This window comes from Pseudodesulfovibrio thermohalotolerans, assembly GCF_021353295.2.
GTDB lineage: Bacteria > Desulfobacterota > Desulfovibrionia > Desulfovibrionales > Desulfovibrionaceae > Pseudodesulfovibrio > Pseudodesulfovibrio thermohalotolerans.
The window spans coordinates 1,217,675-1,231,222 of the sequence record NZ_CP120635.1 but is presented as its reverse complement, the minus strand read 5'-3'; the positions used below and the strand labels follow the sequence as shown (position 1 = coordinate 1,231,222).

Sequence of the window (13,548 nt, the reverse complement as noted above, 5' to 3'; positions counted from 1 at the left end):
CCTTATCTCGAATACCATTCTGTTTTAAGCGATTCCAGTTCCTCCCGTGAAAAGGAGGGATTGTCGTACATGCCTGCGGCGTCGCGCTGGACGAACGCCTGATAGAGAATGATGGCCGCGGCCACCGATACGTTGAAGCTCTGCACCATGCCCTGCATGGGGATATAGATTTCGTCGGGAGCGAGCTCGGCCAGCTCCGGGGATGTGCCCCGGTGCTCGTTGCTCAATATGATCGCGGTGGGTTTGGTGAAATCGAAGTCCATGACCGGCCGCGCCGATTCGGAGAACCCCGTCCTGAGGATTCGAGTCCCCTGCGCCTTGAGGTGACCGACCATATCGGCGGCGTCCACGTGGCGTGTAAGCTCAATCCATTTCTTGGCCGATCCAGAAGTCTTCTTGGCCAGGTCCGGCCATTGGGAATCCGTATAGTACAAATGTACCCCGGCCACCCCAAAGGCATCGCAGCTTCTGAGAACCGCCGAGACGTTATGAGGGTCCCAGATGTTGTCCATGATCAAGGTCAGGTCCTTTTGTCTCCTGGCCAACACCCCGTCAATACGTTTCTTCCTGTCTTCCGTAATCTGTCTGATCATGCGGCGTTGGTATCCATTATGCAGCCATTTGGCAACCCCGCATCGCGCTTTCCAATCGGGCAAACGTCAAGATTATAATGTGTTGAGAACAATTAATTCCTATCATTATATTGACATTTTTTTGATATACATAGGAAAAGAAAACTTGAATCCCTTTCCCCGGCAAGAAGCGGAGAATAAAATGCGTGCACTTATTGTCGAAGACGAATTCCTGAGCCGAAAGGTTCTGCGGTCGTTCCTGATGACCCTGTTCGATGTGGACATCGTGGTCAACGGCCGGGAAGCGGTCGAAGCCTTCAAATTGGGCCATGACGAAAAAAGGCCCTACGACCTTATCCTCATGGACATCATGATGCCCGAGGTGGACGGCATTGAGGCATTGCAGCGAATCCGGGATCTCGAAACGGAAAACGGCTACCGCCCGAGGGTCAAGGTTATCATGACCACGGCCCTGGACGATCCCCAGACGGTCATCCGAACCTTCCATGACGGCGAGGCGTCGGCCTACATCGTCAAGCCGGTCGCCAAGGACAAGCTGTATGCCGAACTGGAAAAACTGGGACTTCTGCACAAGTAGGACCGAGGATCAAGCATGAGCGAAGACCCGATGGTCGAGGAGTTCTTCTCCGAGGTCAACGACAAGTATTACCCGCAGGTGATGGAGGGGCTTGAACTGCTTGAGAACGGCGACCTCGGGCAGGGCATAGAGATACTGGCCCGTCCGCTGCACACCATCAAGGGCGTCACCGGCTTCATGTCGGGATTTGAAGAGGCTTCCCACTTCACCCACAAGATCGAGGACTTTCTGAAGAAGGTCCAGTCCGGCGAAGTGGATTCCTCTCCGGACAACGTCACCCTGCTCTCGCGCGGCGTGAACATGATCTTCCAGGTACTCGAACAACTGCGCGTCGGCGATACGGACACCGAAGAGCGCGAAGAGGTCCTCGGCTTCATAGCGGCGGCGTCCGCCGTAGGACAGAACGAAGCCGAAGCAACCGGAGCCGGCGTGGACACGGAGACCGTAAACGGGGTGACCGTGATCAAGGTCAACGACCCGCGCGTCCATCTGGACGCCCAGTTCAAACCCATCATCTCCGCGATCTTGTCCATCGAACCCGGCGACCCCGTGCTCCTCGACCTGGGCGGAGTGCTGACCTTCGGGTCCGGGGCATGGGCCGCCGTGGCCAGCATGGGCGTCACCTTCAAAATCGCCGCCTGCAACGTTTCCCCGGACGCCCGACAGACGCTCATAGGCTGGGGATTCGACAAGACCATCTCCGTATACCCCGACCGCGAGACCTATTTCACGACGCAATAAGGCGAGACAATGCAGGACAGCATCATTCAGTGCATCGAGGACATAGAACGGCGGATTCTAGAAGTGGACGCCACGGGCCAGGGGGTGGAGGCCGTGGTGGACGCTCTCGGCCTCTCGTGTATGCAGCTCTCCTCGGCTGGGGTCATCGCCCTGCTGGACATGCTCAAGGACGGCATCACGCCCGTCAACGGCGACATCGTCACCGCCATGCTCAACATCTGCGAAGCGCAAAAGAAATTTTTCTTCGCCCTGGGCGGCCTGCTCGAAGGCAGCGGCGATGCCCTGGCCAAGATCAAAACCGCACCGCCCGCCCCGGCTTTTGAGGAAAGCGAAGAGGAAGCGGCCCGGGCCTTCGAGGAGCCGCCCGCCGCCAAAGCCGGAGTTCCTGAAGCTCGCGCCGAAGAAACCGAAGAAAAACCCAGCCCGGAAGCCGACGCCAAATCGAACGCCAAGCACGCGCCGCAAGGCATCTCGTCCATTCGCGTTCCCACGGACCGCCTGGACCGGGTCATCGAACTGGTTGGCAAGCTCATGGTCACTTACGCGGTCATCGCACAGGGCGGAGCCACCAATGTGACGCAGATGGCCTCCAGCCTCCGGGAACTCGACAACGTCATTTCCAAGCTCCAGCAAGAGGTCAACGCCATTCGGCTGGTGCCGCTCAAGCAGATTTTCATGCCCATGCACAGGCTGGTAAAAAGCCTCTCCCAAAAAATCGGCAAAAAGCTCGACTTCGAGGTCCGGGGCGACGATCTGGCCCTCGACAAAACCATAGTCGAAAGCCTCAACGAGCCGCTGGTCCACCTCCTGCGCAACGCCGTGGACCACGGCCTGGAAGACCCCGAGGGGCGCAAGGCGGCGGGCAAGCCCGAGACCGGAACCGTGTCCCTGTCCGCCTGGCGCAAGGGCGACAACGCCTTCATCCAGGTCGGCGACGACGGGCGCGGGCTCGATCCCGACCGAATCCTGTCCAAGGCGCTTGAAAAGGGGCTGGCCGATCCCGACAAGGAATACTCCAAGGACGAAATCCTTCAGTTCGTGCTTCAGAGCGGTTTCTCCACCGCCGAAAAAATCACCGATGTCTCCGGGCGCGGCGTGGGCATGGACGCCGTGGTCAACGCCATCAAGGTCGCCCTGGACGGCGAAGTGTCCATCGAGAGCGAGCTGGGCAAGGGCGCGAACTTTACCATCTCCATCCCCCTGGACCGATCGGCCAACGAAGGCATCGTGGACGCCCTGGTCTGCCGGGTCGGCGGCGACACTTTCATCATGCCCAGCCGCGATGTGGTGGAAATCTACATGCCCCGGCGCAACGACGTGGTGGAACTGCCCGACGGCCGCGAGACCGTGGACGTGCGCGGCGAGATACACTCCCTGCTCCGACTGGCGGACCTCCTTGAACTGACGCCGGAGATCGAGAACATCGAGATGGCCCAGGCCATCGTGGTCCGGGTCGGCGATTACAAGGGCGCCATCCTGGTCGACGAGGTGCTGCGCCAGCAGCAGGTGGTCATCACCGGGTTCACCGTCCCGGTGGAGGAAATCTTCAACGTCCCCATTCTCGGCTATGGCATGATGGGCGAATCCGACGCCCTGGTCATCGACGCCGAAGAGATGATCCGCCAGTTCCAGGAACGCATTGCCGAAACCGCCCGGACCTCCTTGACATGAATACCGAGGAAAGCATACTCCACTTCAAGTTCAGGTGTCCTCGGACTCAATAGGGAATCCCGTGAAAATCGGGAGCGGACCCGCCGCCGTGACGTCTCGCTGAACCGTTTCCATTCATGCCACTGGGGTCGACCTGGGAAGGCGGAAACGGGAGGGACCAGCCGGAAGACCTGCCTGGAACGATCACAAGGACCTGCCACGGTGGTACGTGGGCTTGCCGCCGAGGTATTGAAGGGATAATACGGGTTCTCTTCCTCTGAATTCGAAGAGGAAGAGGCTTTTTCTTTCCCTCCCCGCCCCATTTTCGGAGAACATGATGACAGTTGTCAGAAACATTGTCTTCTGCCTGCTCGCCCTGTTGCTGACCGTCCCGGCCCAGGCCGGGCACCACGACGAACAACCCGTCAAACAGGCCATCGTCCTGGCCGCCTTCGGCACTTCCTACCCTGAAGCGGTCAAATCAATCCTGAACATCAAGGCCAAGGTGGAGAAGGCCCACCCCGGCGTCCCCGTGCGCCTAGCCTTTACCTCCAACATCATCCGCAAGATCTGGCAGGGCCGCCAGAACGACGAGGCCTGGAAAGCGGCGCATAAGGACATTCCAGCCGAAGTCCTCTACGTCAAGCATCCCCTGGCCACCATCGCGGACCTTCAGAACGACGGCTGCCGCGACATCACCGTGCAATCCCTGCATGTCTTCGCGGGCGAAGAGTTCCACGACCTGATTACCCTGGTGGGCGGACTCAAATCCATCCGCACCCTCAAGGCCAAGAACATGCCCTTCGCGCACCTCTCCCTCGGCCGCCCGGCCCTCGGCCTGCCCGGCGAGGAGTATCCGTACACCGAGGACATGGCCCGGGCCGCCAAGACCCTCAAGACCGATGTGGACCATGCGCGCGAACTGAACGCCGCCCTGGTTTACATGGGCCACGGCAACGACTTCTTCTCCACGGGCATCTACGCGGAATTCCAGAAGGTGTTGCAGGCCGAATACGACTACCCCATCTTCATCGGCTGCGTGGAGGGATTTCCCGCCTTTGACGACATGGCTGCGCAACTCGCGGCCTCCGGCAAGAAGGACGTCCTTCTCAAGCCGTTCATGATCGTGGCCGGCGACCATGCCTCCAACGACATGGCCGGCGACGAGGACGACGCATGGAAGATCATGCTGACCAAGGCTGGCTACAAGGTCGCCACCGACCTGCGCGGCCTGGGAATGCTCGACGGCTGGGCCGACATCTACGTGAACCACCTCAACGACGCCATGGCCAAGGGCCCGGGCGTGAACTAGACGCATGTTGAACGCCGCCTCCCGCACCTCCCTTCGCAACGGGTTGACCGTCGCCCTGCTCGCCGCTCTGCTGGCCGGGCTGGCGCTGGCCGCCTGCGCCATGGGAGTCATCAGCATCCCGCCGGGCGAAGTCCTGCGCGGATTGCTCGACGGAGTGCGGGGGGCGGCGGATTCCATGGACGGCATGGTGGCGGGCATCCTTTTCGACGTCCGGCTTCCGCGCATCCTGACCTGCGCCGCGGTGGGCTTCGGCCTGGCCGTGGCGGGCGCGGTCTTCCAGGGGCTCCTCCTCAACCCGCTGGCCGACCCGTTCACCCTCGGCGTCTCCTCGGGCGCGGCCTTCGGCGCGGCCCTGGCCCTGCTCCTGGGATTGTCCTTTTTCGGCCCGGCCACGCTCATGACGCTGGCCTTCGCGGGCGCAGCCCTCACCCTGGCCGCGGTTATCGCGCTCGCCGGGCGCGACGGCGAGCTGGCGCCCACCTCCCTCATCCTGGCGGGGGTCATCGTCTCGGCCACCCTCTCGGCGGGCATCAGCTTCATCAAGTATCTGGCCGACGAACGAGTCTCGGTCATCGTCTTCTGGCTCATGGGCAGCTTCGTGGGCCGGACGTGGAACGACGCGGCCCTGGCCGGGACCGCCTCCCTGCTCGTCTTCGCGATATGCCTCTACTTCGGACGCGACCTGAACATAATGAGCCTGGGAGCGCGTTCGGCGCGGAGCCTGGGCGTGAACACGGGACGCGTGCGGCTGATCCTGCTCGTCGCCGCTTCGCTGGCCAGCGCGGTCTGCGTGGCCGTGAGCGGAATCATCGGCTTTGTAGGCCTCATCGTACCGCACCTCATGCGCATGATCGTGGGCCCGGACAACCGCTGGCTCCTGCCCGCCTCAGGCCTTGGCGGGGCCATACTTCTTCTGCTGGCCGACACCGTCACCCGCGCGGCCCTGCCCCACGAGGTGCCCATCGGCGTGCTCACGGCCATCATCGGCGGCCCGGTCTTCTGCTGGATATTCAGCCGCTCCAAGAGGCTCGCACGTGGATAGCGCGATCTTCGCCAGCCAGGACCTCGGCTTCGCCTACGATTCGGCCCAGGTCCTCCACGGCCTGGATTTCGATCTGGGGCCGGGCCTACACGGCGTGGTCGGCCCCAACGGGTGCGGCAAATCCACCCTGCTCGGCCTCCTGGCCGGTCTGCTGTCACCCACAGCGGGCGCGGCGCGGCTCAACGGCGAAAATATTTCAGACTTTCCCCCGTCCAGGCTGGCCCGGCTCTGCACCCTGGTTTCACAGGACCAAACGCTCCGTTTTCCCTTTACCGTGTACGAAACCGTACTCATGGGGCGGCATCCGCACATCCCCCGGTTCAGCCGCCCCTCAGCCCGCGATATCGAACGCGTGGAGGACGCGCTGACAGCCATGGACCTTCAGAGGTTGCGCGACCGGGCCGTGGCAGACCTGTCAGGGGGCGAACGCCAGCGAACCGCCGTGGCGCGGGGGCTCGCGCAAGACACGGCCGCCCTGCTCCTGGACGAGCCCACCTCGGCCATGGACATCCGCCATGCCATGTCGACCATGGAGACGCTGCAACGCCTAGCCGAAAACGGCCACACCGTGGTGGCCGTACTCCACGATCTCAACCTGGCCGCGCGCCACTGCGACAGCATCCTCATGCTGGACAAAGGGACCGTTCATGCCTATGGCAACGTGGCCCGGACACTCACCCCCGAAAACATCCATGCGGTCTTCGGCGTCCGCGCGGCCATTCTGCAAACCGACAACGGACCGCATATCGCCTTCATCCAAGGAAACAGACCTTGAAACGCCTTCTTTTCACTCTTGTTTTCGTCCTGCTTCTCTGCTCCACCGCCCGCGCCCGGACCATCACCGACGACTCGGGACGGACCATCTCCTTCGACGCCCCGTTTACGCGAATCATCTCCCTGTACGGCGCGCACACCGAAAACCTGTTCCACCTCGGGTTGGACAAGCAGGTCATCGGCGTATCCCCGGGCGAGAACTACCCCGCTGCGGTCTTGTCCCGACCGACCTTCAACGCCCGCGACGGCGTGGAGAAATTTCTGGCCGCCAAGCCCGACCTGATCCTGATCCGGCCCATGCACTGGCGCGCCTATGGCGGACTGTGGAACGCGCTGGCGCGCCACGGCGTCACCGTGGTCTCACTGCAACCCGGCTCCATCGACGCCGTGTACGGCTACTGGCGGGCTCTGGGCAAACTCACCGGCCGCGAGATGCAGGCGGAATACATGATCGAGGACTTCCGCGAGGGAGTGCGCCGAGCCGAGAACCGGCTGGCCACCATTCCCATGGGCGAACGGCCCGGAGTGTTCTTCGAGTCCATTCACCGCAAGATCGCCACCTTCTCGCCCGGTTCCATGCCGCTGTTCGTCCTGGAAAAAGCCGGTGGAGTCAACGTGGCGACCGACGCCAAACCCCGCCACGGCACCAACATCGCGAACTACGGCCTGGAACGGCTCCTCGCCAAAGGCGGCCGAATCGACGTCTACCTAGCCCAACGCGGAACCATGAACGACGTCTCGGTGCAGGACATCGTCAACGGCCCGGCGGCGTCACGCATCAGAGCGGTCCTGACCCGCAACGTATTTCTGGTGGACGAACACCTGGTCTCACGGCCCACCATGCGGCTGCTCAAAGGCATCGACACCGTTTTCCAAATTCTCCATCCCTAGGCCCCAGTTGACCTTCCCACGCAAAACAGACAAAGTCGGCTACCGACAAAAACATAACGGACATTCATCGTGACCAAGAAAGGCACACTCTACGGCATCGGGGTAGGCCCCGGCGATCCCGAACTGCTCACCCTCAAGGCCGTGCGAATCCTCGGCGAGGTGGACGTGATCTTTGCCGCCGCCTCCACCAAAAACGACTATTCCACGGCCTACGCCATCGCCAAGCCCCATCTCAAGGACCATGTACGCATCGTCCAGCTCGGCTTCCCCATGACCAAGGACGAGGACGCGCTCAAGGCCGCCTGGCGCAAGAACGCCGAGGTCGTGGCCGAGGTTCTGGACAAGGGCCTGGACGCCGCCTTTCTGACTCTGGGCGACCCCCTGACCTACTCCACCTACGGCTATCTCCAGCGCACTCTGCTGGAAATGAACCCGGATTTGCGGCTGCGCGCCGTGCCGGGCATCACCTCCTTCCACGCCGCCGCCGCGCGCATCGGCCTGGTCCTGTGCGAATCCAAGGAGTCCCTGCTCATCACCTCGGGCGTGGCCGATCCCGCCCGTCTCGAAGAACAGCTCAACACAGCCGACAATGCCGTCATTCTCAAGGCGTACAAAAATTTCGAGGAAATCCGGGACCTGCTGAACAGACTCCGCCTGGGCGACACCACGGTGCTCGTCTCCCGTCTCGGCATGGACGAGGAATCCATCCTCATGGACATCAACGACGCCCCCAAACAGCCGCACTATTTCTCGCTGGCCCTGGTCAAGAGGAAGAAGCCGTGATCCGCGCCGCCATCGTCCTGGCCGCCTTCGGCTCGCGCCACAAGAACGCCATGGCGTCGCTCGCGCACATCATGGAGCGCGTGCAGGCCGCCTATCCCGACCTGCCCGTGCGCGTGGCCTACACCTCCAAGACCATTCGGGGACACATGAAACGGGCTGGCGAGGCGGTGGACTCCGTGCCCACCGCCCTGGACAGGCTCCTCGACGAGGGCGTGACCCACGTGGCCGTACAGTCCCTGCACCTCATCCCCGGCACGGAGTTCCACGAGCTCCTCGGGCTGGCCAACGAGCTCATGCTCCGCGAGGACGGCTTCCGACGGGTCGAGGTCGGCTTCCCCCTGGTGGCCGGGGAAGCGGGCATCGAGGAGGTGGCCGACGCGGTTCTGTCCATCGCCGAACAGGGCAAGGGCGAAAACGACGCCGTGCTGTTCATGGGGCACGGCACCAAGCACGACGGCAACGTCTATTACGAGGCCCTGCACCGCGCCTTCCAGGAACGCGACCCGTCCGTACACCTCGGGGCCATGGAGGCCGAGCCCGGCATCGACGACATCCTCGAACGGTTCAAGCGGGACGGAGTCAGGAAGGCCCATCTCCTGCCCTTCCTTTTCGGCGCGGGCTGGCACGCCGCCCGCGACATGGTCGGCGATGGGGAAAACAGTTGGAAGACCCGCCTCGAACGGGCGGGCATCGAATGCGAGGCCGTGCTCAGGGGCGCGGGCGAATACGACATCCTCGTCGACATCTGGCTCGGCCACCTTCACGACGCCATGAAGCGCATGAGCCGCTGCTGACGCCCCTGCACGCCGCCCATCTCTCCCTTGAACCATCCGCCGCCGTTCCCCGGAGCGGAAAGACGGGGTTCGGGCGGCCCTCCCACCGCATAACCGCCGGGAGCCCGGCATTCCCGCCGTTTACACAACTCGGCCCTTGGGCTAGTCTGCGCGGACCGATGGAGACAACGTGAGCATACTGATTCATACCCATGACGGCGGCCGGTTCGCTCTGGAGCCCAAGCCGGGCGACACCCTGGCCCGCACCATTTTTCTCTCCCGGCTCTGGCACGGCGTTCCGCTGTGTTCGGGCCTGGGCAAGTGCGGCCTCTGCCGCGTGCGCTTCGTCAAGGACGCGCCCGAACCGGGCCGCGACGAGTTGAAGAAGCTCGGCCGGGACAAGCTCGCGCAGGGATGGCGGCTCTCCTGCCTCCATCCGTCCGAACCCTGCGAAATCGAGCTGCCCGAGCCGGTGCGCAGCCAACGGGCCGTGCGCTCCCTCGGGGAAGGGGCGGGAGACTTCGCCCTGGCCGTGGACCTCGGCACCACCTCCATCCATTGGACCGCCCTGGTCGACGGAAAGGCCGTGGCAACGGGCCGGGAACTCAACCCGCAGATGGGCATGGGCTCCGAGGTCATGTCCAGGCTGGCCGCTGCCGCCACCGCCGAGGGACGGTTCGTGCTCCGCGCCCTGGTCGCCGACCGCATTTCCGAGCTGGCCGAGACAGCCTCCCGCAACCTGGGCGGAAACTGTATCGGGCTGGCAGTGTCCGGCAACCCGGCCATGACCTACATCCTGCTCGGCATGAAACCGGACGGCCTGGCATCCGCTCCCTACGAACTGACCTATTTCGGCGGCGACGAACGGCGGCTCGGCCCCGGGCTGCCTCCAGCCTACATCCCGCCATTGCTCGCGCCCTTCGTAGGCGCGGACCTGTCCGCCGGACTGACCGCCATCGAGTTTGGCAACGCGCCCATGTACCCCTTCCTCCTGGCCGACCTCGGCACCAACGGCGAATTCATCCTCGCCCTGTCGCCCGAAAAACGGCTCTGCGCCAGCGTGCCCATGGGACCGGCGCTGGAGGGCGTGGGGCTGTCCTTCGGACGCACGGCCGGACCGGGGGCGATCACCGGCTTCACCCTGACGCCGAAGGGGCTCGACATCCACTATTTCGACAGCTCGAACGCGGAACGGACCGGCATGACCGGCACGGGCTACCTGGCCCTGGCCGCCATCCTGCGCGCCCACGGCGTGCTGGACGAAACCGGCCGATTCGCTGAAGGCGCGACTCCCCTGGCGGCCAGACTGGCCAAAAGCGTCTCAACAGAGGAGGAAGAGCCGATCTTCGCCGTCAACGCGGACGTCCGCTTTCCGGCCTCCGACGTCGAAGAAATCCTCAAGGTCAAGGCGGCCTTCAACCTGGCCGTGTCCGCCCTGCTCAAGGCTGCGGGCATCGGCCCCGGCGGCCTCGCCGAGATCCATCTGGCGGGCGCGTTGGGCGAGCACGTTTCCCCGGCGGACCTGGAGACTCTCGGCTTCCTTCCCCCCGGCTGCGCGGCCCGAACCGTAAAGGCGGGCAACACGTCGCTCCGCGGCACGGAACTGTTTTTAACCAACCCTGCGGCGCGGACCTTTGCCGAGTCCCTGCCCCATGGACTGACCCGGGTGGACCTGACCGGAGACGCCGAATTCGGCAACCAATTCATCCAAAGGATGCGTTTCAGCTATGTCGATTGACGGCCTGTTCCCCAACCTGACCGAGGAAAACGCCGGGCATCTCGCCCGGTTCGAAGACATCCTCAAACGCGTGTGGCCCCTCAAGGGCAAACACCGCGAGCACTTGAAGTACGACATCCGGGACATGTCGCGCAGCCTGACCAATGAACGGTCCACGCGGCGCAAGGAATACATGACCGACGCCAAGTTCCTGTCGCCGTATCTCTACTATTTTCTGCCCTGGAACCTCTTCCGCCTCTCCCGGCTGTTCTCGGGCCTGGAAATGGACGTCCCGGAAAACGGGCACGTGGCGGACCTGGGTTCCGGCCCCCTGACCACGGTGCTGGCCCTGTGGATGGCCCGCCCCCATCTGCGGGACCGGCGGCTTGATTTCACCTGCCTGGACATTGCTCCCAAAACCATGAACACGGGCGTAAAGCTCTTCCAGGCGCTGGCCGGGAAAGACTCGCCCTGGCGCATCAAGACCGTAAAGGCCGGATTCCTGGACCACATCCGCGAAAGGGCCGATCTCATCATGGCCGCCAACGCCTTCAACGAGCTTGACTGGTCCGGCCGCACCACCCGGCCCCAGGCAGAGAAGCTGGCCACGCACCTGGTCGGCGCCACCAAGGACACCGGACGCATCCTCATTGTCGAGACCGGAGTACGGCTGAGCGGCCGGATCGTCAGCGAAATGCGCGCCCAACTGCTTGGAAAGGGCTACAAGCCCATCGCGCCGTGCCCCCATGCCCAGGACTGTCCCATGCCCGCCCTCGGGCAGGGAGCCCCGTGGTGCCACTTCAACTTCTCCACCAAAGGCGCGCCCGATTGGTTGAACGCCATCTCCGCCGAAGCCTCCCTGACCAAGGACAACGCGTCCCTCAACTTCCTCTACCTTTCGCCCGGCGGCGCGCCCGAACGGGGACTGGTCCGGGCCATATCCGAACCGTTCAAGCTCCACGGCGGCAAAGGACAGTACGCCTGTTCCGACCGGGGGCTGACCCTCATCGACTACCCGTCCGGCACGCGTCCCCTCTTCCCTGGCCAGGCATTCGCGCCCGAGTGGCCCGCCAACCCGAAGACCGACCTCAAGTCCAAGGCGCTCATCCTCCCCTGCAAATCCCGGGGCGGCAAATGAGGATAGTCGATCTCGGACTCATCGGCTACAAGGAGGCCGAGGCTCTGCAATTGAAGACGCTGGACGCGGTGACAAGCGGTGAGCAGGAAAACACCCTGTTTCTGCTGGAGCACCCCAAGGTCATCACCCTGGGCCGCCAGGGCGGGGCCGAAAACCTGCTCCTCGACCCGGCGCAACTCGCGGCGCACGGCATCGAACTGGTCCAGACCACGCGCGGCGGGAACATCACCTGCCACTTCCCCGGCCAGTTGGTTGCCTACCCGATCTGGCGCGTGGAAAAGCGGCCCGGCGGGATGCGGAAGTTCTTTCACGACATGGAGCAGGCCGTCATGGACACCTGCGCGCATTTCGGGGTCGCGACCATCCGGCGGCCCAAGCACCCCGGCGTCTGGGTGGACGAAACGCGCAAAATATGTTCCATGGGCATCGGCGTGCGCCGCTGGGTCACCTACCACGGTCTGGCCCTGAACGTGGCCCGCGACACAAATCTCTTTAACGCCATAACCCTGTGCGGCATCCAAGGCGCGGTGCCCACCTCCCTGTCCGCCGAAGCCGGGCGGGACTTCGACATGGAGGAGGTCAAGCATGTCTTTGAAAACGCCTTCGCAAAAACCTTTGCGGATTCCGCCGTGGCTGCGGATCAAGCTGCCCAGTAACGAAAATTTCTCCAACACCTCGGACCTCATCGGCGACCTGCGGCTCAACACGGTCTGCCAGTCCGCCAAGTGCCCCAACAAGTGGGAGTGCTTCTCCAAGAACGTGGCCACGTTCCTGGTCATGGGAGCCATTTGCACGCGCAATTGCGCGTTCTGCAACATAACCTCCGGCGACCTGGAACCGCTGGACCCGACCGAGCCGAGCCGCGTGGCCGAGGCCGCCCGTCGGCTCGCGCTGAAACACGTCGTCGTCACCTCGGTCACCCGCGACGATCTTCCGGACGGCGGCGCGGCCCACTTCGCGGCGACCATCCGAGCCATACGCGGAGCCATGCCGGATTGCACCGTGGAGGTGCTCATCCCGGACTTTCAGGGAGACGAGGCCGCCCTCGCCGCCGTGCTCGACGCCCGACCCAACGTGCTCAACCACAACCTTGAGACCGTGCCGGGCCTGTACAGCGACATCCGGCCCCAGGCGGACTACCGCCAGTCCCTGGACCTGCTGCGCAACGCCAAGCGCATGGCCCCGGCCATTCCCACCAAATCCGGCATCATGGTCGGCCTGGGCGAAACCGACGAGCAGATCATGACCACCCTGGACGACCTGGCGGCCATCGACTGCGACATCGTGACCATCGGCCAGTACATGCAGCCGAGCCGCTTCCACCCCATGGTCAAGCGGTACGTGGAGCCCGAGGTGTTCGACATGTATGCCGAGGAGGGCCGGAAACGCGGCATCCGCCACATGTTCAGCGCCCCGCTGGTCCGCTCCAGCTACAACGCCGCCGACTTCGTGTAGCGGCATCCCGCCCTTTCCAAAACAACGGGGCCGGTGCGAAGATCATTCGCACCGGCCCTGTTGTTTTCGTCCGGCAGGCTCCATGGCCACTCGGACACCTTT

General features: G+C 63.7%; 14 protein-coding genes and 1 riboswitch. Of the genes, 13 read left to right on the top strand and 1 reads right to left on the bottom strand.

Features of this window, described 5'->3' with window-relative positions:
- Positions 1–2: 2 nt before the first annotated feature.
- Positions 3–593: a TrmH family RNA methyltransferase gene (locus LF599_RS05615; RefSeq protein WP_269941402.1), complete on the bottom strand. Its 591-nt coding sequence runs from the start codon at positions 591–593 to the stop codon at positions 3–5.
- Positions 594–774: 181 nt separating this feature from the next.
- Between LF599_RS05615 and LF599_RS05610 the strand changes: the two genes are divergently transcribed.
- The 13 genes from LF599_RS05610 to lipA all read left to right on the top strand — a co-directional run bounded on the left by LF599_RS05610 (position 775) and on the right by lipA (position 13,446).
- Positions 775–1,170, top strand: a complete 396-nt coding sequence (locus tag LF599_RS05610; protein WP_279522607.1) for a response regulator — start codon at positions 775–777, stop codon at positions 1,168–1,170.
- Positions 1,171–1,185: 15 nt separating this feature from the next.
- A complete protein-coding gene (locus LF599_RS05605) occupies positions 1,186–1,911 on the top strand; it encodes an Hpt domain-containing protein (protein WP_269941403.1) in 726 nt (241 codons plus the stop codon).
- A 9-nt stretch (positions 1,912–1,920) separates the two neighbouring features.
- Positions 1,921–3,582, top strand: coding sequence for a chemotaxis protein CheA (locus LF599_RS05600; RefSeq protein ID WP_279522606.1), 1,662 nt, complete (start codon positions 1,921–1,923; stop codon positions 3,580–3,582).
- Positions 3,583–3,597: 15 nt separating this feature from the next.
- A riboswitch (cobalamin riboswitch) is annotated at positions 3,598–3,774 on the top strand.
- A gap of 124 nt (positions 3,775–3,898) precedes the next feature.
- Positions 3,899–4,873 (top strand): sirohydrochlorin cobaltochelatase, encoded by a 975-nt coding sequence (locus LF599_RS05595; protein WP_279522605.1) that lies wholly within the window; start codon positions 3,899–3,901, stop codon positions 4,871–4,873.
- A 4-nt stretch (positions 4,874–4,877) separates the two neighbouring features.
- The gene (locus LF599_RS05590; RefSeq protein ID WP_279522604.1) at positions 4,878–5,915 is read left to right on the top strand and encodes a FecCD family ABC transporter permease; all 1,038 of its coding nucleotides are present in this window, start codon (positions 4,878–4,880) and stop codon (positions 5,913–5,915) included.
- Positions 5,908–6,690, top strand: coding sequence for an ABC transporter ATP-binding protein (locus LF599_RS05585; RefSeq protein WP_279522603.1), 783 nt, complete (start codon positions 5,908–5,910; stop codon positions 6,688–6,690). Before LF599_RS05590 ends, LF599_RS05585 begins: the two co-directional genes overlap by 8 nt.
- A complete protein-coding gene (locus LF599_RS05580) occupies positions 6,687–7,580 on the top strand; it encodes an ABC transporter substrate-binding protein (protein WP_269941410.1) in 894 nt (297 codons plus the stop codon). Before LF599_RS05585 ends, LF599_RS05580 begins: the two co-directional genes overlap by 4 nt.
- 69 nt (positions 7,581–7,649) lie before the next feature.
- Positions 7,650–8,363 (top strand): precorrin-2 C(20)-methyltransferase, encoded by a 714-nt coding sequence (gene cobI, locus LF599_RS05575; protein ID WP_279522602.1) that lies wholly within the window; start codon positions 7,650–7,652, stop codon positions 8,361–8,363.
- A complete protein-coding gene (locus LF599_RS05570) occupies positions 8,360–9,157 on the top strand; it encodes a sirohydrochlorin cobaltochelatase (protein WP_279522601.1) in 798 nt (265 codons plus the stop codon). Before cobI ends, LF599_RS05570 begins: the two co-directional genes overlap by 4 nt.
- A 169-nt stretch (positions 9,158–9,326) precedes the next feature.
- Positions 9,327–10,874 (top strand): ASKHA domain-containing protein, encoded by a 1,548-nt coding sequence (locus LF599_RS05565; protein ID WP_279522600.1) that lies wholly within the window; start codon positions 9,327–9,329, stop codon positions 10,872–10,874.
- Complete coding sequence (locus LF599_RS05560) at positions 10,864–11,991, top strand: small ribosomal subunit Rsm22 family protein (RefSeq protein WP_279522599.1); 1,128 nt, start codon at positions 10,864–10,866, stop codon at positions 11,989–11,991. Before LF599_RS05565 ends, LF599_RS05560 begins: the two co-directional genes overlap by 11 nt.
- Positions 11,988–12,647 carry a lipoyl(octanoyl) transferase LipB gene (lipB, locus tag LF599_RS05555; protein ID WP_269941418.1) on the top strand — a complete coding sequence of 220 codons (660 nt, stop codon included), beginning with the start codon at positions 11,988–11,990 and terminating at the stop codon, positions 12,645–12,647. Before LF599_RS05560 ends, lipB begins: the two co-directional genes overlap by 4 nt.
- Positions 12,577–13,446 (top strand): lipoyl synthase, encoded by an 870-nt coding sequence (lipA, locus tag LF599_RS05550; protein ID WP_269941419.1) that lies wholly within the window; start codon positions 12,577–12,579, stop codon positions 13,444–13,446. Before lipB ends, lipA begins: the two co-directional genes overlap by 71 nt.
- Positions 13,447–13,548: the final 102 nt, after the last annotated feature.

Excerpts from the sequence above, each read along its gene's own strand:
- LF599_RS05605 (WP_269941403.1), top strand. The coding sequence starts at position 1,186 with ATGAGCGAAGACCCGATGGTCGAGGAGTTCTTCTCCGAGGTCAACGAC.
- lipB (WP_269941418.1), top strand. The coding sequence starts at position 11,988 with ATGAGGATAGTCGATCTCGGACTCATCGGCTACAAGGAGGCCGAGGCT.
- LF599_RS05560 (WP_279522599.1), top strand. The coding sequence starts at position 10,864 with ATGTCGATTGACGGCCTGTTCCCCAACCTGACCGAGGAAAACGCCGGG.
- LF599_RS05600 (WP_279522606.1), top strand. The coding sequence starts at position 1,921 with ATGCAGGACAGCATCATTCAGTGCATCGAGGACATAGAACGGCGGATT.
- LF599_RS05595 (WP_279522605.1), top strand. The coding sequence starts at position 3,899 with ATGACAGTTGTCAGAAACATTGTCTTCTGCCTGCTCGCCCTGTTGCTG.
- LF599_RS05615 (WP_269941402.1), bottom strand. The coding sequence starts at position 593 with ATGATCAGACAGATTACGGAAGACAGGAAGAAACGTATTGACGGGGTG.
- lipA (WP_269941419.1), top strand. The coding sequence starts at position 12,577 with ATGTCTTTGAAAACGCCTTCGCAAAAACCTTTGCGGATTCCGCCGTGG.
- LF599_RS05610 (WP_279522607.1), top strand. The coding sequence starts at position 775 with ATGCGTGCACTTATTGTCGAAGACGAATTCCTGAGCCGAAAGGTTCTG.
- LF599_RS05590 (WP_279522604.1), top strand. The coding sequence starts at position 4,878 with ATGTTGAACGCCGCCTCCCGCACCTCCCTTCGCAACGGGTTGACCGTC.